This window comes from Bradyrhizobium sp. WSM1417 (genome assembly GCF_000515415.1).
In the GTDB taxonomy this organism is placed as follows: domain Bacteria; phylum Pseudomonadota; class Alphaproteobacteria; order Rhizobiales; family Xanthobacteraceae; genus Bradyrhizobium.
The window spans coordinates 2,624,387-2,646,669 of sequence record NZ_KI911783.1 but is presented as its reverse complement, the minus strand read 5'-3'; the positions used below and the strand labels follow the sequence as shown (position 1 = coordinate 2,646,669).

Annotated in this window: 14 protein-coding genes; 7 read left to right on the top strand and 7 right to left on the bottom strand. The window is 65.6% G+C overall.

All coding sequences use genetic code 11. The annotated features are described in order from the left end of the window. Nucleotides 1-12: 12 nt before the first annotated feature. From BRA1417_RS0112690 to BRA1417_RS0112680, 3 genes are all read right to left on the bottom strand, one after another. The gene (locus BRA1417_RS0112690; protein WP_027516083.1) at nucleotides 13-966 is read right to left on the bottom strand and encodes a DUF6492 family protein; all 954 of its coding nucleotides are present in this window, start codon (nucleotides 964-966) and stop codon (nucleotides 13-15) included. A 95-nt stretch (nucleotides 967-1,061) separates the two neighbouring features. Continuing rightward, on the bottom strand, nucleotides 1,062-1,856 hold the full coding sequence (locus BRA1417_RS0112685; protein WP_027516082.1) for a protein-L-isoaspartate O-methyltransferase: 795 nt from the start codon (nucleotides 1,854-1,856) through the stop codon (nucleotides 1,062-1,064). After that, complete coding sequence (locus tag BRA1417_RS0112680; protein ID WP_027516081.1) at nucleotides 1,853-5,323, bottom strand: AAA family ATPase; 3,471 nt, start codon at nucleotides 5,321-5,323, stop codon at nucleotides 1,853-1,855. Before BRA1417_RS0112680 ends, BRA1417_RS0112685 begins: the two co-directional genes overlap by 4 nt. 142 nt (nucleotides 5,324-5,465) lie before the next feature. Between BRA1417_RS0112680 and BRA1417_RS0112675 the strand changes: the two genes are divergently transcribed. From BRA1417_RS0112675 to BRA1417_RS0112660, 4 genes are all read left to right on the top strand, one after another. Then, nucleotides 5,466-11,918, top strand: coding sequence for a non-ribosomal peptide synthetase (locus BRA1417_RS0112675; RefSeq protein WP_027516080.1), 6,453 nt, complete (start codon nucleotides 5,466-5,468; stop codon nucleotides 11,916-11,918). 141 nt (nucleotides 11,919-12,059) lie between these two features. Continuing rightward, the gene (locus BRA1417_RS44760; protein WP_162847227.1) at nucleotides 12,060-12,230 is read left to right on the top strand and encodes a hypothetical protein; all 171 of its coding nucleotides are present in this window, start codon (nucleotides 12,060-12,062) and stop codon (nucleotides 12,228-12,230) included. A 252-nt stretch (nucleotides 12,231-12,482) separates the two neighbouring features. Further along, a complete protein-coding gene (locus tag BRA1417_RS0112665) occupies nucleotides 12,483-13,214 on the top strand; it encodes a 4'-phosphopantetheinyl transferase superfamily protein (RefSeq protein WP_027516079.1) in 732 nt (243 codons plus the stop codon). Then, nucleotides 13,211-14,191 (top strand): LLM class flavin-dependent oxidoreductase, encoded by a 981-nt coding sequence (locus BRA1417_RS0112660; RefSeq protein ID WP_027516078.1) that lies wholly within the window; start codon nucleotides 13,211-13,213, stop codon nucleotides 14,189-14,191. The genes BRA1417_RS0112665 and BRA1417_RS0112660 overlap by 4 nt, the downstream gene beginning before the upstream one ends. A gap of 170 nt (nucleotides 14,192-14,361) precedes the next feature. Here BRA1417_RS0112660 and BRA1417_RS0112655 read toward each other — a convergent pair whose 3' ends face one another. The 3 genes from BRA1417_RS0112655 to BRA1417_RS0112645 form a co-directional block, all read right to left on the bottom strand. Continuing rightward, nucleotides 14,362-15,387, bottom strand: coding sequence for a histone deacetylase family protein (locus BRA1417_RS0112655; protein ID WP_027516077.1), 1,026 nt, complete (start codon nucleotides 15,385-15,387; stop codon nucleotides 14,362-14,364). A gap of 186 nt (nucleotides 15,388-15,573) precedes the next feature. Continuing rightward, nucleotides 15,574-16,515, bottom strand: coding sequence for an SMP-30/gluconolactonase/LRE family protein (locus BRA1417_RS0112650; protein WP_027516076.1), 942 nt, complete (start codon nucleotides 16,513-16,515; stop codon nucleotides 15,574-15,576). Beyond that, nucleotides 16,472-18,544, bottom strand: coding sequence for a sorbosone dehydrogenase family protein (locus BRA1417_RS0112645; protein ID WP_027516075.1), 2,073 nt, complete (start codon nucleotides 18,542-18,544; stop codon nucleotides 16,472-16,474). The genes BRA1417_RS0112650 and BRA1417_RS0112645 overlap by 44 nt, the downstream gene beginning before the upstream one ends. A 206-nt stretch (nucleotides 18,545-18,750) precedes the next feature. Here BRA1417_RS0112645 and BRA1417_RS0112640 point away from each other — a divergent pair, with 206 nt between their 5' ends. From BRA1417_RS0112640 to BRA1417_RS0112630, 3 genes are all read left to right on the top strand, one after another. Continuing rightward, on the top strand, nucleotides 18,751-18,984 hold the full coding sequence (locus BRA1417_RS0112640) for a hypothetical protein (protein WP_007606355.1): 234 nt from the start codon (nucleotides 18,751-18,753) through the stop codon (nucleotides 18,982-18,984). 9 nt (nucleotides 18,985-18,993) lie between these two features. Continuing rightward, nucleotides 18,994-19,170, top strand: a complete 177-nt coding sequence (locus tag BRA1417_RS44755) for a hypothetical protein (RefSeq protein ID WP_198034822.1) — start codon at nucleotides 18,994-18,996, stop codon at nucleotides 19,168-19,170. A gap of 224 nt (nucleotides 19,171-19,394) precedes the next feature. Beyond that, entirely contained in the window at nucleotides 19,395-20,984 is a 1,590-nt protein-coding gene (locus BRA1417_RS0112630) for a gamma-glutamyltransferase family protein (RefSeq protein ID WP_027516074.1), read from the top strand. Nucleotides 20,985-20,986: 2 nt separating this feature from the next. Here BRA1417_RS0112630 and BRA1417_RS0112625 read toward each other — a convergent pair whose 3' ends face one another. Beyond that, a complete protein-coding gene (locus tag BRA1417_RS0112625) occupies nucleotides 20,987-22,273 on the bottom strand; it encodes an FAD-binding oxidoreductase (RefSeq protein WP_027516073.1) in 1,287 nt (428 codons plus the stop codon). Nucleotides 22,274-22,283 lie beyond the last annotated feature (10 nt).

Genomic DNA, 22,283 nt, shown 5'->3' with positions numbered 1-22,283 from the left:
CCGGATCATGCCCTAGCGCGTCTTCGTCGGTGCTTCGAATTCAACCGCATCGCCCATGTGATCGGGCGACAGGCTCGGACCGCGACGGTCGCGCGAGCTGAGGCGGAACACGTCGCGGATGTCGTCGATCGAGGTCGACGAATAGGACTGGATGCACAGCGCAACCTGGTCGGGCGAAGCGGCGCGCATCATCGCTTCGATGGCTGGGCGGTCGAGGCGCGTGTCATCCCAATGCGAGACCGCGATGCTGTCCTCGGTGACCCGATGAGTGGCCAGATGAGCGGGCGCGTTCGCGACGAAATGGCCGTACATGAGATATTCCGAGAACTTCTTTTTCCGGCACAGCGCCAGAACCCAGTTCAATCCGGTCGCCGACTTGATCGCGTCGGTCATCGCGCGCGCGGTGTCCTTGTCCCACACCAGTGCATTGCCGACATAGTCGTCCGCGGGGAAGGACCTGTCCTTGATGCCAAGGAGCTGATCGACGGTGCGGAGCCACAGGACATGCAAGGGGTGGGCGGCGTCGATCCCGTTGCGCGTGACGAACAGCGGCGTCTTCTCGCCGCCGGCATACTGGCCGACGTCGAATTCGCGGAAGAACAGATTGTCCGAATCCAGGATGCAGACGCGCTGCTCGGGCGCGTTGAGGACGCCGGCGATCTTGAGGATCTGCTGGATGTGCCAGCCATGAACGGGTGACGACAGCAGCGACAGCCAGACGCGCCGTTTGCTGATGAACTGCAGAGCCGGCGGCAGCGCCCACAGCCATTTCGGCAAATAGCGCGAGGCCGGAACGATGACGCGCTTGTCGGAAGCGAACCGCGCGAACAGCGGCAGATCCTCATCGTTAACGAGAACATAATGCCGCGTGTAACCCGTCAACCAGGTGTCGATGCTCTCGCTGAGCAGCGAAAAGCGCTCGATATCCTTGGCGTAGCTGGCGGTCAGCAGGGCAACGGAATGCATGGCGCGCGCTCTTATGGCGATCAGGCCGTACTCATAGCGGCGCCGAGGCGTGTTGAATACTTACATTCGCAATCAAGGTAAAATGAAACGAAGCATTAGCCATCCGACGGCAGCCCCTGCGCGATGCCGCGAAAGCGCAACGGCGCCAGCGCGGAGGCGCGCTGCCACCAGTCGGCGACGCGGTCGTCGAGCGCGGTCACGCCTCGACCGTGACCGGGGAAGATCCGGATCTGCTGCACAGCCTCGGCTTCGAACCCCTTGCCCTTGCGGGTGATCTTGAGCGCGGCGCCTTCGCGGTCCCGCTGGGTCAGCGGCACCAGAAGCCGGCCGCGCGGACGAAGCGACCGAAGCCAGAGCGGATGCGGCTGCGAGAAGCCGGCATGAACGATGATCACGTCGGCGGGTTCGCCGATGTCCTCGCATCCGTCGCCATGAACGACCGCGACGTTGCGATAGGCGCCAAGATAGGTCGCGGCGCGCGCCGCAAGCCGCTCGTCGCATTCGATTGCCTGCACCCTGCCCTTGGGGCCCACGATCTTCGACAGCACGGCCGAGAAATAGCCGAGCCCGCAGCCGATCTGGACCACACGGTCTTTCTCCCCGACGTCGAGCAAATCGATGAAGTGCGCCCACAGGCTCGGCAGTCCGGTGTCGAGCTTGCGGCGCGCATCGATCGCGACCAGCACATTGTCCTGGAGATGAACGGGATCGGCATCCGGCGTCAGCCGATAGAAGCGCGCCGCCTCGCTCTTGATGCGCCAGGGTCCCTTCGCCAGAAACTTTTCGCGCGGAACGGTGGCGAGGGCTTCGAGCAGGCGCGTCGAGGAGATCCGCTCGCGCTTTGCGATCAGCTCCACGTAACGCGCACGCGCGGCGGCAAGATCGCTCATCTTACGGGATCGGCCTGTGCACGAACAGGCGCGTCCGCGCCGAGTTCGTCGATCAATTGCATCGCCTGTTTCAGGTCCGGCGTGGAGAAGCCCTCGCTGAACCTTCCGACGATCGGTACGAGCAGGAGACTGGCGTGCTCGCGCTTTCCGGCTTCGTACGACAGGCGCGCGAGGCTGACGGCGGTGCGAAGCTCCCATGACAGCGCGCCCTGCTTGCGCGCGATCTCCAGCGACAGGTTGAACAGGTCCTCGGCCTCCTGCACCGAGGACGGATCCCCGTCCGACAGGGTGATCTCGCCTTGCAGGCGGTAGACTTCGGGGAGGTAGGAGTGGTCGCCGGTCCGTCTTGCGGTCGCGAGCGCACCGTCCAGCGCGCGCAAGGCGGCATCGCGCATCCCGACTTTGGCGTAGGCCTCCGCAAGCAGGCAGCGGAACCAGCAGCCGGCGAGCCAGGAGTCCATTGCTTCGTATTCGTCGAGGCCGAACCGCATCTGGCTGAGGCCTTCGTCGGCCTCGCCGAGCTGCGCCAGCGCCCAGCCGCGCAGGATCGCGGCCTGCTGCTTCCAGTGCAGGAAATTGTGTTCGGTGGCGATGATCATGGCGCGGTTGGCGTGGTCGCGCGTGCCCTCGACATCGCGCAGATGCTGGCAGAGATAGGCGCCGAACACGAGCGCGAAGGCGAGCGTGAAGGGGTGGCGAATCTTCTCGGCGTTCGCGATCGCCTGCTCGCTGTGCTGGCGCGCCGCGTCGGGCCGGCCGAGGAACCACGAGAGGTAGCCAAGATAGGACAGCGAGACGACGCCGGGATCGGTGCCGTGCCGTTCCATCAGATCGGAGTGCAGGTCGGGGCTGTAGAGGTTGATGCAGCGATGCAGATGGTGCTGGGACACAGCAAAGCGCCCGCGATAGAGCATGGTCATCGCGATCGAGCGATGCGCCTCGATCAGATAGCCGGTCTGCTGCGCCGGCTGCGTCCCCGCGCTCAGCCGCTCGCGCTTGGCGAACTTCAACAGCTCGACGCTGAGATCGTGCGCGCGGGTCAAATCGGCGCGGATGAAATGACAGACCCAGAGCCCGCGCGTGGCGGCGAAGGCATTTTCGTCGTCGTCGAGCTGCTGGCCGAGCTCGAGGGCGCGGACGTAGTTCTCCTCGACCTCCTGCACGGCATAGCCCTTGGCGGCGATCAGCGCGTTGCCGAGCGCAATGCGCAGCTCGAGCTCCATCTCGTCGGCGCCCTGCATGCGCGCATTGGCCTGCACGACGCTGAGGCCGCGGCCCAGATGCCCGATCGCCTCCAGATTGGCGCCGCTCTTGGCCGCCTGCTTGCCGGCCTTGAGCCAGAAGCTGGCGGCGCTCTCGCTCTGGCCGGATTCGGTCATATGATGGGCGAGCAGTTCCGGTTCGCGCTCGGTCTTCTCGGGATACATCTCGGCGAGCACCTGGGCGATCCGGGAATGCAGCTTGCGCCGCTCGCTGTGCAGCAGGCTCGCGTGCGCGGCGTTCTGGATCATCACGTGCTTGAAGGAGTAGAGCGCGTCGGGCGGATGGCCGCGGCGCATGATCAGCCCGGCCTCCTCCAAATGATTGAGCGCGGCCTCGATCTGTTCGGCGGGCGTGTTGGCGACCGCGTACAGCGTCTCGTAGGAGAATTCGCGGCCGATGGTGGCACCGATCTGCGCGATCCGCTTGAACGGCCCCATCCGGTCCAGCCGCGCCATCAGCGAGTCCGTCAGCGTCGCCGGGATCGCGAGCTGCCGCCACGGGCCGGACAGCACGTAGCGCCCGTGCCGTTCGGTCAGGAGGTTGGATTCGAGCACCGTCTTGGTCAGCTCCTCCAGGAACAGCGGCACGCCGTCGGTCTTGACGATGATCTCCTCGATGACCTCCTTGGGAAGCTCGCGTCCCGCCACGCGCTCGACCAGCGTCGCGCGCAACTGCCGGCTCAACCGGCTCAGGACCAGGGTCGTGATGTGCGAATGGGCGTTCCAACTCGGCTGGAATTCGGTCCGCGCGGTGATGATGACCAGGATTGCCCGGTTCTGCGCCCGGTCGACCAGGAGATCGATCACCTCACGGGACGTGGGGTCGATCCAGTGCAGATCCTCGAATGCGATCACCAGCGGCTGCTCGCGCGCAAGGCCGAGGAAATGATTGACCAGCGCCGCGACGGTCGCATCCTTTTGCTGCTGCGGCGACAGCTCGAGCGGCGGATAGCGGTCACCGGTCGGAATGGACAACAGCGCGGCAAGCAGCGGAGCAACCTGCTCGATGTCGCCATGAGCGGCGGCGACCGCGGTCTCCAGGCTCGCCAGCGACTGCACGGACGCATCCTCGCGATCGAGACCGAGAGAGAATTTGAGCTGCTCGGCGAACGGATAGAACGCCGTGGAGGTGTAATAGGGCGAGCACTGGAACGAGATCTGTCCATGGCGGTCGCCCGCGATCCGGTCGAAGATCTCCTGGATGATGCGCGACTTGCCGATGCCGGGCTCGCCGAACTTGACCACGACCTGGCCCTCGCCCGCCTTGGCCTGCTGCCAGCGCCCCATCAGCAGCGCAATCTCCTCCTCGCGGTTGACGAGCGGGGTCAGCCGCGTGCCCATCGCGGCGGCGAAGCGGGTCTCCACCCGCGAGGCGCGCATCACGTGCCAGGCCTGGGCTTTCTCCGAGATGCCCTTGAGCGCGTGGACGCCGAGATCGCGGTAGTCGAACTTCCCCTTCAGCAGCGACTGGGTCGACGTGGAAATCACCACACCGTTGGGCGGCGCCAGGCCTTGCAGGCGCGCGGCGAGATTGACGGTTTCTCCAACCGCGGAGTCGCGCTCTTCGGTGCCCTGCCCGACGAGGTCGCCAACCACGACGAGACCGGTCGCGATGCCGATGCGGACGGCGGGTGAGTGGCTGAGCGCACCACGCGGCTCGATCGCGCGGGCGGTCGACAGCACCCGGACGATTTCCAGCCCCGCGCGCACGGCGCGCTCGGCGTCGTCCTCATGTGCGGTCGGATAGCCGAAATAGACCAAAATACCGTCCCCGACGAAGCGGGCGGCAAAACCTTCGTAATGTTTCACCACGCGGACACAGGTTTCGCGGAAGCTCGCGATCATGTCGCGCACGTCTTCCGGATCGAACTGCACCGAGAGCGAGGTGGAATCCACCATGTCGCAGAACATGGTGGTGAGCTGACGCCGCTCGGCGCCGATCTCCGTCCGGACTTGCGGGCGCGCCGCCGCGTCGGGCTTCTCCGCGGTTTCGGCCCGGAACAACGCGATCATGGCTCGCTGGAGCCGCTTCCGATCGCCGAGTGGCAATCCGAGCTCGACCAGATCGGATTCGGTCAGGTCCCCCATGACGTCGAGATCGAGACGGTGCTGCGCGAAGAGATCGGTATAGTGGCTAAGACCGATACCATCGAGCCAGCGCTTCAGCCCGCCTTCCGTTCCCGTGCCCGGCTCATTCTCCAGCATGGTGATTCCGCCCGACCAATCACTCCGTCGAAGGGCTCAGGGCCCCGCAACCACAGATTTTGGGGCCAAAACTTCACCTCAGACTGGACGCGTTCCCTAACTTCTTGGAAGAATAGCCCAATCGGATCAAAAGGGAACGGAATTGTCGGACGCCACACGCCCAGCGCCGCAGGAATTGGCCGGCACGACGACCGAAACGAAGATATTCGCGGATATCGGCGGCCTTCTCGATTTCCATGCCCGCAAGACGCCGGCGGCCCCCGCCCTCCTTGCCCCCGGCCGGCCGGCCCTCAACTACGGCGGGATTGGCGCGCGGATGCAGGATCTCGTCCGCACGCTGCGCGGGCTTGGCATTACCCCTGCCGATCGTATTGCGGTTTCGTTGCCGCGCGGTGCCAACAGCGCACTGGCCCTGATCGCGGTCGCCTCGAGCTGCGCTTGCGTCCCCGTCAATCCCGATCTGACGGTGGACGAGTTGCAACGCTATTTCAGCGAATTGAAGCTGACCGCGCTCGTCACCCGGGCCGACACGAACTCGGCGGGCCGCGATGTCGCCAAGGCGCTCGATATTGCTGTGATCGATTTCGTGCCGGGGTCGCAAGACGATCTCGGCGGCGGCACGTTCGTCGGGCCGGCGGTTGGACCGGCAAGCACCGGCGGCGCCTCGCGCGGCGACGATGACGCGTTCATCCTGCTGACCTCGGGCACCGCGGCGCGACCGAAGATGGTGCCGCTGACGCATCGCAATGTGTGCCTCTCCGCCTATAATGCCGGCCGTGTGCTGTCGCTTGCGCCCCACGATCGTCTGCTCAACGTCCTGCCGCTGTTTCACGCCCATGGTTTGATCTCCGGCCTGCTGACGGCGCTGGCCGCGGGCTCCAGCGTGATCTGTACCGAGGGTTTCGACGCGTCCTCCTTCTTCGGCTGGATGCGGCAGTTGCAACCGACCTGGTACACGGCAGTGCCGACCATCCATCGCGCGCTGCTGACGGCGGCGGAAGCCAACCCGGATCTTGCCCGCTCGTCGTCGTTTCGCGTGATCCGCTCCGCCTCGGCCTCGCTTGCGCCTGCGATCCTCGACGGGCTGGAGGCGACGTTCGGCGTTCCCGTGCTCGAAACCTACGGCATGACGGAGGCGGCCTCGCAGATCGCGGCCAATCCGTTCGAGCTGCGCAAGGTCGGATCGGTCGGCCGTGCCGCGGGTCCCGAGATCGCAATCATGGACGAGACGGGCCGCGTGCTCGCCAGCGGCGAGCACGGCGAGATCATGCTGCGCGGACCCAACATGAGCCGCGGCTACTATAATGACGAGGCGGCGACGCAGGCTGCCTTCCGCAACGGCTGGTTCCGGACCGGCGATCTCGGCTATCTCGATGCCGACGGCTATCTCTTCATCGTCGGCCGCATCAAGGACGTCGTCAACCGCGGCGGGCAGAAGATCTCGCCTTTGGAGGTGGAAGAGGTTCTGCTCAGCCATCCCGCCGTGCTGGAGGCCGGCGTGTTTGCCGTCCCGCACGAGAAGCTCGGCGAGAACGTCGCCGCAATCGTGGTGCTGCGGCCGAATTCCGCGGTGACCTCGGACCAGTTGCGCCAGTTCGCCCGGAAACGGCTCGCCGCCTACAAGGTCCCGAGCCTGATCCGCAGCGTGGCGACGCTGCCGAAAGGCGCCAGCGGCAAGGTCAAGCGCAATGCGCTGGCCGAGCTGATCGCAACGATGGGTGGCGGCGAGGAGGCGGCCCGTCTGCCGCGCAACGCGCTGGAGACCGAGCTCGCCGGGATCTGGGCCAATTTGCTGGAGCTGCCGCAGGTCGGCGTCGATCAGGACGTCTTTGCCCTCGGCGCGGACTCGCTCGCGGTGACGCAGATGCGCTCGCGCCTGCGCGAACGCTTCAATGTCGATTTCTCGTTCGAGGACGTTTTTGATTGCGCCACCGCCGCCGCGCTTGCGGCCCGGATCGAAACCGCAACCCATCGCGAAACGATGCTGCCGGCCTGGCGCCAGGCCACGGAAGCAGACGCGCCGTTGTCGTTCCAGCAGCAGCGGATGTACGTGCTCTCGCGGCTCGACCCCACTCGCTACAATTATAACGTCGTCGAAGTCGCGCTCCTCAAGGGTAGGCTCGATGTCGCCGCACTTTCTGCTGGCCTCGCCGCGGTGTCGGCGCGCCATGAGGCGTTGCGGTCGGTCATCGTCGAACGCGAGGGCGAGCCGGTGCAGCTTGTGCTGCAATCGCGGCCGCGGTTCGAGCGGATCAAGCTCAGACCAAGTCCCGCGGACAAGCGAGCCGCTGTTGTCAGACGCGAAGCGCTCCGGCTCGCGCAGCATCCGTTCGACCTTGCGCACGAGGCGCCGCTGAAGGTCACGCTGCTCTCGTTCGACAAGAGCAGCCACGCGCTCGTGGTCAACGTCCACCACCTCGTCACCGACGGCTGGTCGCAGCGGCTGTTCTGGGAAGAACTCGCCGCCCATTATTCGGCAGCACGCAAGAACGACGTGGCGGCACTGCCTTCGCCCGCCTTCCAGTACCGCGACTTTGCGCTCTGGCAGCAGAGCTGGGCCAAGACGCCGGCCGCAAAGGAGCAGCTCGATTACTGGCGGGTGCAGCTGGACGGCGTCACCACGCTGCCGCTGCGAACTGACCGGCCAAGGCCGGAGGTCTGGAGCGGCCACGGTGCCCGTCACTATCTCGAATTCTCCAAAACCCTGTCGGCCGACCTGCGCGCGCTGAGCCAGAACCAGGGCGTCACGCCCTTCATGACCCTGCTCGCAGTGTTCCAGTGCCTGCTGTTCCGTCACACCGGACACGAGGATGTCGCGACCGGCTCGCTGATCGCCAACCGCAACCAGATCGAGAGCGAGCGCCTGATCGGACTGTTCGCCAACACCCTGATCCTGCGCAATGATTTCGGCGGCGATCCGAGCTTCGGCGACATGTTGCGCCGGGTCCGGCAGGTCACGCTCGATGCCTACCGCAACCAGGACCTCCCGATCGAAGAGGTCCTGCGCGCGCTTCAGATCGCGCGAAGGACGGACGGCAATCCGCTGTTCCGAATCATGTTCATCCTCCAGAATGCCTCGATCGAGGCGGCATCTTTCTCCGGTCTGTCGACGCGGCGGATCGAGATCGATCCAAAAGTGGCGCGATTCGACATCACGCTCGAGCTGCTCGAGGCCGACGGCCGTTTCACCGGCTTCTTTGAATACGCCACCGATCTGTTCGACGCGGCGACGATCGAGGGCATGGCCGCTCAGTTCAAAACCCTGCTCAAAGCCGTCATCGCCGATCCGGAGCAGCGCATCTCGCACCTGCCACTTCTGACCGAGACCGAACGCCGGCAGCTGCTGGCGCAGGGCCGGGGCGTGCCGGCCAATTTCGCCACGCGCGGCAATCCGAGCGAACGTTTCGACCGCCAGGTCAAGAAGACGCCGAACGCGATCGCCGTGTCCGACGGCCGCACATCCCTGAGCTATCGCGAGCTGGCGCGCCGCAGCCAGGCGGCCGCGCGCTGGCTCACCCGCGAAGGCGTCGGCGACGAGGCCGTGGTCGCCTTGCTTGCGGATCGCGGGCCCGACCTGCTTGCCGCGATGATCGCCGTGCAACGCATGGGCGCCGCCTTCCTCAATCTCGATCCCGACCAGCCGCCGGCCCGGCTCGCAACCATCCTCGGATCGAGCGGCGCCCGCATGCTGCTCACCGGACGGGCGCAGTCGTCCATGGCGGAGGCGCTGCTCGAACCGCTGGTCGAGCGCATCCCAATGGCCGGGCTCGAGGATGCGATCGCGCCAGCGTCGACCAAGCCGGCCCGCGCGGCGCGGCGCGCGGCTTCGAGCCTTGCCTATCTCATCTACACTTCCGGGTCCTCCGGCGCGCCCAAGGGCGTCATGATCGAGCAGCGCGGGCTTTCGAACCATCTCGCCTCGCTCGTCTCCGAGCTGAACCTCTCGCGTCGGGACGTGATCGCGCAGACCGCGCCGCAGAGTTTTGTCATCTCGGTATGGCAGTTCCTCGCGGGGCCCATGGTCGGCGCGCGCGTGCATGTCTGCGGTACCGTGATCGTGGGAGACCCGATTTTGCTCGCGCGCGAGATCGAGCGCGAGGGCATCACGGTGCTGGAGATCGTCCCATCGCTGCTGCGCGTGATCCTCGATCGCATGGACGAGGCACAGGTCCGACGCGCCTTTGCGAGGCTGCGCCTTCTGATCTCGACGGGCGAGCCGCTGCCCGTCGATCTCTGCAAGGCCTGGTTCGCCCGCTGCCCGAAAGTGCCGCTGATCAACGCTTACGGTGCGTCGGAATGTTCCGACGACGTCTCGCTGCATCGCCTGACCAGGGCGCCGGCGACCATGACAAACAACGTCCCGGTCGGCGCGCCGCTGCCGAACATGCAGCTCTACGTGCTCGACGCAAGCCTGCAGCCGCAGCCGGTCGGCGTGACCGGCGAGCTCTGCATCGGCGGCGCCGGTGTCGGCCGCGGCTATGTCAATGATCCCGCGGAGAACCGGCAGCGCTTCCTGCCCGATCCGTTCTCGCGCAAAGCAAGCAGCCGGCTGTACCGGACCGGCGACCTCGCCCGTCGCCGCGCCGACGGCACGATCGAATGCCTCGGTCGCGCCGACCATCAGGTCAAGGTCCGCGGCTACCGTATCGAGCTCAAGGAGATCGAGAACGCGCTTGCCGACCATCCGGATGTGCGCGCCGGCATCGTCGAGCCGCGTCGCGAAGCAAGCGGCGATATCAGGCTGATTGCCCATATCGTCGCGAGATCCGGCAGCCGGAGCAGCGCCAGCGAGCTGCGCGACTTCCTGAAGAGCCGGCTGCCGGGCCATGCCATCCCGTCCGCGTTCCTGTTCCTGGACCAGGTGCCGCTCAATGCCCATGGCAAAATCGACCGGACCGCGCTGCTGGCGCCGGCGCAGCAGGAAACCTCCGGACCGGATGCGGCGGTGCCGGCGCGGCGCTTCACCGAAAAGGTGCTGTCCGACATCTGGATCGACCTGCTGAAGGTCGAGAGCCTCGGCGTCACCGACAATTTCTTCGACCTCGGCGGTCATTCGCTGCTGGCGGGCCAAGTCATGGCGCGCGTCGCCCGGGCGCTCGGCGTGTCGCTGCCGATCAAGACCATCTTCGAGGCACCGACGATCGACGAGCTTGCCCGGCGGGTCGACGAGGCCGTGGCGGCAAAGCCGCGCAAGCCGGCCGCAAGTTTGGCAAGGCTGGTTGGAGCGAGCCTGGCCGAAGGCAGCCCTCCCACGCTCTCGATCGCGCAGGACCAGATGCTGCGGATCGAGCAAAATCTTTCCGGTTTGCCGCTGTTCAACCTGCCTTTCGCCTTCCGTCTCCAGGGGCCGCTCAATCTGGCCGCCCTGGCGCAGGCGATCGACGACATCGTGCGCCGGCACGAATCGCTGCGGACCCATTTCGGCTGGAGCGGCGGGGAGCCCGTCAGCCACGTCGCCGCGCCCGGCGCCCTCGGCCGTGTCCTGACCGTCGAGACGATCGGCGACGGTCAGCCCCACAACAACAAGCGGCGCAAGGCGCTGGCGCTCCGCAAGATCGGTCTCCTGATCGAACAGGAGGCCTATGTCCCGATCGACACCACGCGCGCGCCGCTGCTGCGCACCCGGCTGTTGCGGCTCCACGATGACGATCACGTGTTGCTGCTGACTTTGCACCACGCCGTCGTCGACGGCTGGTCGATCGGCGTGCTGTTCGAGGAATTGTCCAATCGCTATGCGACGCTGGCTGGCTATCCGTCGGTGCCGCTGCCGAAACCGCCGCCGGCCTTTTCGGACGTCGCGCGCTGGCAGCGCTGGTGGTGCGGCACCGATGCCGCCCGCCGTCAGGCGGCTGAATGGACGCAGAATTTGCGCGGGGCGGCTCCCCTCTTCGAGGGCGAATCAAGCCCGGGCCCGTCCAGGGGGCACCATCCGGTCAGTTTCGAGCGTGAGCTGATCGGCCGGCTCGCGGCCTTCGCCGGCCAGCACAATTGTACGCTGTTCATGTGTCTGCTGACCGGCCTGAAAGCCCTGCTGCTGGCGCGGACCGGCCGCCACGACATCTCGATCGCCACCGCCATGGCCAATCGCGCCCAGCCTGACACCGACCGGATCGTCGGTCCGTTCGAGAACACGGTGATCGTTCGCACCAAAATCACGCCGGAGCTGTCGTTCGCGCAGGCCGTGGCCCGGGTCCGCCAGAGCGTGCTTGACGCGCATGCGCGCCAGGAGCTGCCGTTCAACATCCTGGCCGACCATCTGGAGCAGGAGAGGGTCAATCCAGCCGCGCTGCTCCAGGTCTATTTCACCCTGCAAAATCCGCTGCGCCAACCGCTCGATCTGCCTGATCTCACGACAGGATCGATCGGCAACATTGCCCGCGAAGGCCAGCCGGTGCTGCCGATCGACCAGACCTGGCTGTCGCTGATGCTCAAGGAGCGGCCGACGGGAATCACTGGTTCATGCAATTACAAGAGCGAGCTGCTCGACGGCGCTACGGTCGGCCAGTGGATGGAGGATCTCGTCGCGCTGCTCGGGGCCGCCCTCGCCCAACCCAACGCGCCGCTCGACCGATTGCTCAATCGCAGGGCGGCATGACCGGCCGCAGAGCACGGGCGAATACGGGGTCACTCGTCAAAGCTGTGAATGACCAAGTTGCATCTTGATTATTTGGCGCCATCGCGCAAGATTATTCTCGCGTTTTGATTTGGACGATTATTTTCAACCGGGGAGTTCGTTATGGGTTTCATCAAATTTACCAAGGGCACCTCGTTGAGCGACAAGGACCGCAAGGCCCTGCAGAAGTTGCTCGGCGCCGAAAAGAAGAAGCTGCAGTCCGCGCTGAAGGACGTCGACGCCAGTATTTCGATGCTGGGCGGCTCCAAGAAGTCCAAGAAGAAGAAGACGTAAGACTCGTCGGCCGGGACGCCGCACGAATCTTCAGGCTTCAGGCTTCAGTTTTCGGGCTTCTGTTTTCAGATTTGGCCGCTCGCGTGTCGAGTTGGGGTCTCGCACAAGCTTGCGCCCGTAAACCGGCCAGCAATCGACAAGGATTCGCCCGAGTGGACCGCTAGAAGCGGTCCGCTCAGTTAATTCTTGCTCAGTTGATTCTTCCGTCATGGCAGGGGATTTGGCCCCGGCCTGACGCCATGGGCCCAATTGATGGCAGACGACAGAATTGAACTGTTTGTCGGACTGATCGAGACTTTTGACGCGCCGGATACGGTTGACGCGTGCCGGCGCCTGCTCTCGGTCGACGAACGGGCACGAGCCGACCGCTTCATGTTCGAGCGACACCAGCGGCAATATATTTTCGCGCACGCGATGTTGCGCCTCGCGCTCTCGCACGTCGCACCTGATGTCGCCCCCACCGACTGGTCATTTGCGGCCGGGCGTTACGGGCGGCCGTTTGTCGCATCGCCCAAGACCTCGAGCACGCTGCATTTCAGCCTGTCGCACGCCGACGGCTGCGTCGCCTGCGTCGTATCGGGGCATGAGACCGTCGGCGTCGACGTCGAGACCGTGTCGAGTCGGGTGGCGCCGCTGTCGACCGCGATTCGGTTCTTCGCGCCGGAAGAGGTCGAAACACTGCGCGGGCTGCCGGAGCCCGCCGCGACCGAGCGCTTCTTCGACTACTGGACGCTGAAGGAAGCTTATCTGAAGGCCAGGGGTTTCGGCCTCAATTTGCCGCTCGACGCCTTCGCGATGCAGGTGTCGCGCGAGGCCATCGAGATCAGCTTCAAGCCCGATATCGCCGACGATCCGCAAGGGTGGCGATTCCAGCTGATCTCGCCCTCGCCCTCGCATCGCCTCGCGATCGCCGACGGCTCCCGCGCCACCGGCGGCCTTCCCATCACCCGCAATGCATGGCCGCTGCAGGAGGCGGCTGAATGACGCCGCGGCGGCTGCGCGTCTTTCCCGCGATTTCGCGCAACCGCGACCCAAAGAAATATGTCGGCGAGCTGATGCGGGTGGCGCAGTTCGCCGACCGCAACGGCTTCGAAGGCGTCCTGCTGTTCGAAGGCAACGACGTGTTCGTCGAGCCCTGGGCGATGGCCCAGCACATCATCGGCGAGACGACCCGATCCTCGCCGCTGATCGCGGTCAATCCGGTCTACATGCACCCGTTCACGGCGGCAAAATTCGTCTCGTCCTTTGCGCAGCTCCACGGCCGCAAGGTCTATCTCAACATGATCACGGGGACGGCGGTCAGCGATTTGCAGGGGCTCGGCGACGAGCAGTCGCATGCCGATCGCTATGTCCGGCTCGGCGAATTCGTTGCGCTGATGCGCCAGCTGCTGGCAAGCCCCCGGCCGGCGACTTTCGAGGGCCGGTTCTACCGCGCCAGCAACCTGCAACTGCGGCCGCGCCTGCCGCCGGAGCTGATGCCGGAATTTCTGGTCGCAGGCCAGTCCGAGCCGGCACAGCGCGTTGCCAAGGAGACCGGCTGCATCAAGATGCAGATGTTGCCGCCCGATCTCGACCTCGGCCTCGATGTATCAGGCGTGAATTTTGGAATTTTCGCCCGCGAGGGACGCGAGGAGGCACGGCAAGCGGCAAAGGCGCGTTTCCGCGATAATGCCGACGATCGCGAGCTGCTCGTGCTCACGGTGGAGAACAGCGATTCCGTGTGGAAACGGCGCCTCTACGAGGGCCAGAGCGGCGAACTCGCGGACAATGGCTATTGGCTGCTGCCGTTCCTGACCTTCCAGGCCGACTGCCCCTACCTCGTCGGCAGCTACGCGGAGATCGGCGCCAAGCTGAAGGAATTTGCCGCGAAGGGGCTGACCACGATCATGCTCGACATGGTCGCGGACGAGACCGAGATGCAGCACGTCTGCAAGGCGCTCGCGGCAAGCGGGATGTTTTGAGGGCAAATTATCAAGGAAGCGCCTCTTCTCCCTCTCCCCGTTCTTGCGGGGAGAGGGTCGGGGTGAGGGGCTCTCTCCACGGGCGAGATATGCCTGAGACCTGTACCCCCTCACCCGGAATTTGCTCACGCAAATTCCGACCTCTCCCCGCAAGCGGGGAGAGGTAAACTTCACCGCGCCTGTTCGAATCCGGCTAGCACCGAGGTCAGGTTCGCGCCGAGGATGTCCGAGAGATAGCCGCCCTCCTGCACGAACACGGTCGGCAAGCCCATCTTCGCGATGGCCTGTCCGATGCGGCGGAAGCCGGGCGTGGTGACGGCGAGCCCCTTGAGCGGGTCGTGCTCGGAGGCGTCGAGGCCGAGCGCGATGACGAGGGCGCCGGGCGCAAAGGATTCGATCGCCTTGCGTGCGACGTCCATCGCCTGAATGTAGCCGTCATCGCCGGTGCCGATCGCCAGAGGGATGTTGAGGTTGGCGCCGAGGCCGGGACCTTCGCCGCGCTCATGCGCGTAGCCCCACACGTAAGGATAATACGCGACGGGATCGGCATGGATCGAGACCGTGTAGACATCCGGCCGCGCGTAAAAGATGCCTTGCGTGCCATTGCCGTGATGGACGTCGACGTCGAGGATCACGACACGCTCGTGCTTCTGCCGCAGATGCGCAGCCGCGATCGCGCTGTTGTTGAGGAAGCAGAAGCCGCCGGCCATGTCGCGATAGGCGTGATGCCCGGGCGGGCGGCAGAGCGCATAGGTCGCGTCCTCGCCGTCCATCACCATCTGTGCCGCGGTGACCGCGACGTCGGTCGCGGCGCAGGCCGCGGCCCAGGTGCCGGGGCCGATCGGCGCCGCGGTGTCGGCGGTGTGCCAGCCGAGCTTGCCGACGATATGGGTGGGATAGGTCGCGGCATGGCGCACCGGATGGATATTGCCGATCATCTCCGGACCGGAATCGCCGAGCGCGGTCCAGGCCTCCCAGGCTTCGCTCAGGAACGACAGATATTCCGGACTGTGGATGCGTGCACGCGGCCCCTGCCCGAATGTGGTTGGCTCGACCAGTTGATGCTTACCGTCCTTGAGCCCTTTGAGCAGGCGGTCGGCACGTTCGGGCTGCTCGGTGGTACGCTTGACCACACCGCGAACCAGGAAGAATTGCGGATCGTGGCTGCGATGCAGTTCGGTATGGACGGCTTTCACTCAAACACTCCGTGGTCGCTCAGGGTTCTTATTTTGACGCGTTTTCTTGACGCGAACCGGTATCCACTTCGCTCGAAAACGCTCTAGTGCCACAGATGTCTAAATCTCCGCGGCGGCGAGATGCAAGCAAGAAGAATGCCGCCCCTGTCGCACCGCCCTGCGCCGCAAGCAGATCGCTCGTGAAGCTCAGCAGCGCCCGCGCTGAAGGCAGTGCTCGCGGCCCGGCTGGTCGGTGCGGAACGACTCGATGAAGCCGCCCTGACGCTGGGTGACGAAGATCGTCTTGCCGTCGCGGCCGCCGAAGGCAAGATTGGTCGGCTCCTTCGCCCTCAGCGCGATCTCCCGCTCGACCGCGCCATTGGCCTTCATCAACGTGATCGTGCCCTTGAGGATGCGCGCGACATAGAGGCGGCCGGCCATGTCGGTGCGCAGGCCGTCGACGGTGTCGGGCTGAAACGCCTTGACGAGTTTTGGATTGGTGAGCTCGTTGCGGCCGACCGTGTAGGACCAGATCTGGCCGCTGCTGGATTCCCCGACATAGAGCGTCTTGTCATCAGGGCTGAGATCGATGCCGTTTGTCGTGCCCATCGCGCGCGGCGCCGACATGAGCTGTCCCTGCACCGTTCCGTCCGCTCCCCTCGCGATGCGCCAGATGTGGCCTTCGCGACCTTTCCAGTTCGGATCGCTCGCGTAGATCGTGCCGTCGCGGGCGATGGTGATGTCGTTGGGCTGGTTCATCTCGTCGGAGTGAAACCAGATGGCGGGCTCGGTCGATCCCTTCGGGATCGCGAAGATGTTGTGCTTCTTGTAGTCGGCGATGAACATGGTGCCGTCGCGCGCGAAGCGGATGGCATTGCCGACGCTGCCCTCGGGCAGCGCCGTGAACGGCTCGGACGCCGCGCCGCCGACAGGCAGCTTGCCGATGGTGCCGGGCTTGCCGAAATTGACGACGACGAGATTGCCGTCGAGATCGGCGGCCGGGCCTTCGATGCCGAACGTGTATTCGCCTGATGGCGTCACCTGCACGCTCTCGAACAGTTTCGTTTCCGCTCGGACCGGTGCCGTCGCAAGGACGAGAACAACGCTACTGCACAGGCACCAGAAATTCCTGCCGGATGTAATAGCCATCGCCGTCGCTGCACTCGCCATTCAGATAGGGATCGGCCGGCCGGAAGAAGCGGCTGAAGCTGGGTTTGTCTACAGCGTTCCTTTGTGTCACGACGACGACCTTGGCGGCCGGTATTTCGCCGCATTCCTTGTTGGTTTTCCCAAAAAACTTGCGCTGCGGCGGGCCGGGCTTGATCCGCATCCGGATGCCTGGAACCATTTTTGATACCAGCAGATCCGCCGTGTCGAGCAGGCGCGTGTAACCAGGCTCGGCCTTCGGCAGGCCCTCGCCACCCGGCGGCATCAGCTTCTCCGCGCCGAACCCGCGAAGCCGCGTGCGCAATTTGCCGGAGTCGAGATCACCAGGATAGATCCAGCCATCCTGCGACAGCATGAAGCGAAGCATCGCCGCGTCCTTCTGTGCGTCAGATTGGCCCGGCTTCAGGCCGAAATCCGAGTGACAGCCGACGCAGTGCTTTTCGACGAGGCCCTTGCGCAAATTGGTGAGCCGGACGCTGTTCTGCGCGTCCCTGGCAACGAAGGCCGCCAGTTGATCGATCAGCGCCTGGCTCCGCATGTCGCAGAGCAAGGGCGGCGGCGCCTCGCCCGCGGCGCGGTCGATCCGGATCACGGTCTGGTTCTTGTCCTCGACCAGCCAGATGGCGCCGTCCTCGGCGACCGTCATCCCGACCGGCGCACCTTGCGGCCGTGCGCCGTTGACGCGGTGCCAGCCTGCGATCAGCTCCTCGAACGGCGCGGCGTCGACATCGCCACCCTCGGTCTGGAAGCTGTGGGTCGGATCGGCCGCGCAGCTGACATGATAGCGTACCGGCGCCGGGGCGGGCTTCGGGAAGCCGTGGTCGTCGACGTCATAGACGATGACACGACTGCCTGTCGGGCGATAGCCGTGCAGGCCGACCAGCAGCTTGCCCTCGAGCTCCGGAAATTTCGCGCCGTGATAATAGAGCATCGCGAGCGGCGCGCCGTGCGGCGGCAGCAGCGAGAACGGCGCCTTGTAGAGAGCGTTGGCGGTGCACAGCGATTTGTAGACCCCCGACTGCAATACGATCCTGAATTCGGGGCTCGGCGTCGACAAATCGTAGCAATAGGGCCAGCCGTAGTGCCTGCCCTGCTCGATCGCATTGATCTCCTCGTTCGGCTTGAAAATGTCGGGCAGGTCACGGCCGTTCTCGGCTTGCAGGAAGGCATAGCCCGCATCGGGAAAGCTCGGATGCAGCGCCAGCGCCATCGAGTTGCGCAGGCCGCGCGCATAGACACCGTGCGGCGGGTCGGGTTCGCCAGGCTTCAACGCCGGAAAGATACCGCCCGCGGGCGGCGTGAACAGCCAGATCGATGCCATCGCCGAAGCGCCCTCGGCCGCCGCGCAAGGTTTCGTGACCGGCGCCGGCGTGATGCAGTCGTCGCTGTGCGAGCCGATGTTGACGAACAGCCGGCCGTTCTTATCAAAGACAAACTGCTTGAGTGGATGCGCGCTCTCGTCGACCCTGGTGCCGTCGGGCAATGTGATCCGGCGGCCCGGCATGTGACGGACGATGATCTCGACCGTGTCGCGCGGATTGTCGGCGAGCGGATCGAACCGGAAGATCGTCTCCGCGCTCGAGGCATAGAGCTTCTTGTCCGGGCCGATCACGAGACCGAACGGATATTCGATTGCTGTCAGCAGCTCCTTGAACCGCTGTCCCTGGGGCGCGCGCGGGTCGAGCAACAGCAGCCGGCCATCGGTATGGCCCCAGCCCGCCATGTCGGCGACCACGAACAGGTCACGACCCGGCACCTGGACGATCGCGCGCGGGAATTTCAGCCGATCCTCCTCGCTGGCGACGAGGCCGGCGCAAAATCCCGCTTTCATGTCGAGCTGGATTTTTGGAAAAGCCAGATCGGCGTTGCCGCAGGTCTCCGTGCCGACCGCATAGCCACTCTTGCGGACCGGTTCTGATGAGCCTGCCGAGGCGAGGCTCAGGAGGACCACCAAGGCGCCCGCGCATGCGCGCAGGCTTCGGCTTTCACGCCAGAATGTGAGGTGGTTCACGGCGCCTCCCGGACTTTCCGTCCAGGGTTGTTCCATGCCGTGGGAATGCCGTCCAGTTGATCAACACCCCCTTGTGATCAAACCGGCAGGGGGCTTGGCGCCGACCAATCTCCGTAGATTCCCTTACCGGGCTCGACCCGAATGTTTCGCGAAGGCTTGGAATGGTATCGGTTTGCCGTCCCAATCGCTCCCAATAGGAGACGCATATGGTCCAGGTCTATTTTCACTGCTCCAACTTGGACGGCACGCTGATCGATCGCAGCGGTACAGCCGTGACCAACCTGACCGAGGCGCGCGACCGTGCCGCCCAGATCATGAACGCGATGATTCTGACGCCCGGCGCTGAGGATTGGCGCGACTGGGTGATCCATGTCAGCGGCTCCGATGGCGAGGAGATCTTCGACCTCCCCTTCACTGCCATGCTCGGCAAGCCGCACTGAGGTGATGCCATGTTGCTCGCGTCACTGACCCTGCTCCGCCAGCCCCTGAATTTCATTGCCAGCAAATGGCTGACGCTGATCCGGATCGCGGGCAATCCCTACCGCCCCGAGCTTCACTACATGCGCGGGCCTGGCCCGAAATGGCACGCCAAGTATCAGGCCAGCCGGCTGGATCGCGCGCGCTGAGCCCTGCGGCTTCCGCTTCCGACTAATCTGTCTCTCAACTCATAATGCCCGGGCCTGCCCCGGGCATTCACGCGTTGGCGCCTCCCCCGCCTGTTTCACACCAGCCATGCCGCGCCGCCCTTTCGATGTTCTCGGTGGGGGCGATGTGCCATTCTTTGTGCGCTCCGCCGATTGCGGAGCTCAGCGCAACGAAGCCAAACCGAAGACAGCACACAGACATCATCATGCCGCACCAGTTCAGCCACGCCCAAACCGTCCGCAAGCCCGCCGTTACATCCAAAGGCGGCATCGTCGCTGCGCAATCGCGGCGGGCGGCCGAAGTGGGGGCGCAAGTGCTGGCGGCAGGCGGCGACTGCGTCGATGCGATCGTCGCCACGACCTTCGCGCTCAACGTGCTGGAGCCCTGGAACAGCGGCATGGGCGGCGGCGGCGCGATGGTGCTCTACCGTGCCGCGGAAAATCGCTACGAAGTGATCGACTACGGCATGTGCGCGCCGCAAAGCCTGCGCACCGCCGACTATCCGCTCAGCGGCGAAGGCGCGGCTTCCGATCTGTTTCCCTGGCAGCGGGTCAAGGACGACCGCAACATCCACGGCCCCGGCTCGATCGCCGTGCCCGGCGTCGTCGCCGGCATGGAGGAGGCGCATCGCCGCCACGCCAGGCTGCCGTGGAAAGATCTCGTCGCGCCGGCCGTCGCCCTCGCCGGCGAAGGCCTGCTGGTCGATTGGTGGACCACGCTGACGATCGCGGCATCGGCGGCCGATCTTCGGCGCTATCCGGGAAGCGCGGCCACGTTCCTGAAGGATGGCCTCCCTCCGAGCGCGCCATGGAGCATCAAGTCCGAGACGCGGCTGCCGCTGGACGCGCTGAAGGCGACACTGGCGCACCTCGCCGACGCCGGTCCGCGCGATTTCTACCAGGGCGACCTCGCCAGGAGCATCGCCTCCGACATCAAGGCTGATGGCGGCGCGCTGTCGGTGGAGGACCTCGCCGCGTTCCGAGCCCATCTGCGCGATCCGCTGGCGATCCCCTATCGCGGCGGCAAGGTGTTTGCGACGCCGGAGCTGACGGCCGGACCGACCATGGCGCATGCGCTGCGCCTGTTGCAGCAGAACCTGAAGCCGGGAAGCGCGCCCGATGCGGCCGCCTATGCCGAATATGCCGCTGCGTTGCAATCGGCCTATCGCGAGCGGCTCAAGGACATGGGCGATGCCGACGGCAAGCGCTCGCTCGGCGCGGACTATCTGGCGCCCGCATGCACCACCCATTTCTCCGTGGTCGACCGCCACGGCAACATCGCGGCGGTGACGCAGACGCTGCTGTCATCCTTCGGCTCGAAATACGTCACGCCGCACACCGGCATTGCCATGAACAACGGCATCATGTGGTTCGACCCGACGCCGGGCACCACAAACTCGCTCGCCCCAGGCAAGCGCTGCCTCACCAACTACACGCCTGTCATCGCCGAGGCCAAGGACGGCAGACGGCTCGCGGTCGGCGCCTCCGGCGGTCGCCGCATCCTGCCGTCGGTGATGCAGATCGTGTCGTTTGCGATGGATTTCGGCATGGATCTCGATGCCGCGATCCACCAACCGCGCATCGACGCCAGCGAAGGCGCGATCGTGATTGGCGATACCAGGTTGCCGGCGGACACACGCGAGGCGCTCGCGGCGCGATTCGACTATGAGGAAGCGCGGGTGCAATCGTTGCCGCAGAAGTTCGCCTGCCCGAGCGTCGTGATGCGCGACGGCGACACCAATTCCGGCGCGGTCGAGATCTTCCAGCCCTGGGCCGACGCGGTGGCGGAGGGCTGAGCTTAGATCCCCAGCCGGTCCCGCACCCGGCCTGCGATCACTGCCGTCGTCACGCCGACCGGCCAGAAGGCATGCATCGGGATCGGCTTGATGCCGGTGACGGGCATGTCGATCTCGGCCTTGGCACCGCCGATCAGACGCCGCGCGAGCTGCGCGCCCATCGCGGTCGAGAGCGCGACGCCGCGGCCGTTGCAGCCGAGCGAGATCAGGATGTTGTCCGCGGGCTCGTGCACATGCGGGTAATGATCTGCGGTGATGGCGAGCCGGCTGTTCCAGCCATGGGTCCAGGCAACGGCCTTGAGCTGCGGCCATAGCCGCTCGGCGTAGCGCATGAGATAGGCGACGTCGCGCGGCGAACTGATCCAGCGCATCGGGCCGCGGCCACCCATCAAAAGGCGGTTCTGCTGATCGATGCGGTAATAGACGGTGATGTGGCCGCTCTCGTAAAGGACGGGACGCGTCGGCATGATCGAACAGGCCACGTCGTCAGAGAGCGGGGCCGTGGCCGCGATCGAGGAAAACACCGGCACGATGGTGCGGCGAAGCGCCGGCCAGAGATCGTCGGTAAAACCGTTGGTCGCGAGCAGCACCTTGTCGGCATGCACCACCGCGCGCGGCGTCTCGATGCGCCAGCGACTGCCCTCGCGGCGGAGCGACAGCGCCGGCGTCTCGCCATGGATTTTCGCGCCTGCGGAAATCGCGGCGCGCGCGAGGCCGCGAGCGTAACTGAGCGGATGCAGATCGCCGCCGCGCGTATCCAGCATGGCGCCGATATAACGATCCGTACCGGTCATCTCGCGTAGCTGCTCGCGATTGAGGTACGTCACCGGCATGCCACGGGCGATGCATTGCCGCGCGGTTGTCTCGATCGCGGCGGCGCTGGCCTCGTTATAGGCCGCGCGCAGCGTGCCGTTCTGCCGCGCCTCGCACGGGATCTGGTAGCGGCGGATCAAATCGTGGGTGAAGTTCGTCGTGCCGTAGGAGAAGGCGATCATACGGCGGCCGAGCTCAGTGCCGAAATCGGCCTCGATCTGATCGGGGTCGTGCTTCAAGCCGGGATTGGTGTGACCGCCATTATTGCCGGATGCGCCCCAGCCCGGCTCCTGCGCCTCCAGCACCAGTGCCTCGACGCCCTGCTCCGCCAGATGCAATGCGGTGGACAGGCCGGTATAGCCGCCGCCGATAATGCCGACCGAGACCGTCTTGTCGATGTCGAGCGGCGGCGTGGTCACCGGCGCAACGGCGGTGTCGGCATAGAGCGATGGCGGCAGGGGCAGGCGCGTGGTCATGGCGAAGACC

Coding starts and splice junctions, on each gene's coding strand:
- BRA1417_RS0112690 (WP_027516083.1), bottom strand. CDS start 966: ATGCATTCCGTTGCCCTGCTGACCGCCAGCTACGCCAAGGATATCGAG.
- BRA1417_RS0112685 (WP_027516082.1), bottom strand. CDS start 1,856: ATGAGCGATCTTGCCGCCGCGCGTGCGCGTTACGTGGAGCTGATCGCA.
- BRA1417_RS0112680 (WP_027516081.1), bottom strand. CDS start 5,323: ATGCTGGAGAATGAGCCGGGCACGGGAACGGAAGGCGGGCTGAAGCGC.
- BRA1417_RS44760 (WP_162847227.1), top strand. CDS start 12,060: ATGGGTTTCATCAAATTTACCAAGGGCACCTCGTTGAGCGACAAGGAC.
- BRA1417_RS0112665 (WP_027516079.1), top strand. CDS start 12,483: ATGGCAGACGACAGAATTGAACTGTTTGTCGGACTGATCGAGACTTTT.
- BRA1417_RS0112660 (WP_027516078.1), top strand. CDS start 13,211: ATGACGCCGCGGCGGCTGCGCGTCTTTCCCGCGATTTCGCGCAACCGC.
- BRA1417_RS0112650 (WP_027516076.1), bottom strand. CDS start 16,515: ATGGCTATTACATCCGGCAGGAATTTCTGGTGCCTGTGCAGTAGCGTT.
- BRA1417_RS0112640 (WP_007606355.1), top strand. CDS start 18,751: ATGGTCCAGGTCTATTTTCACTGCTCCAACTTGGACGGCACGCTGATC.
- BRA1417_RS44755 (WP_198034822.1), top strand. CDS start 18,994: ATGTTGCTCGCGTCACTGACCCTGCTCCGCCAGCCCCTGAATTTCATT.
- BRA1417_RS0112630 (WP_027516074.1), top strand. CDS start 19,395: ATGCCGCACCAGTTCAGCCACGCCCAAACCGTCCGCAAGCCCGCCGTT.
- BRA1417_RS0112625 (WP_027516073.1), bottom strand. CDS start 22,273: ATGACCACGCGCCTGCCCCTGCCGCCATCGCTCTATGCCGACACCGCC.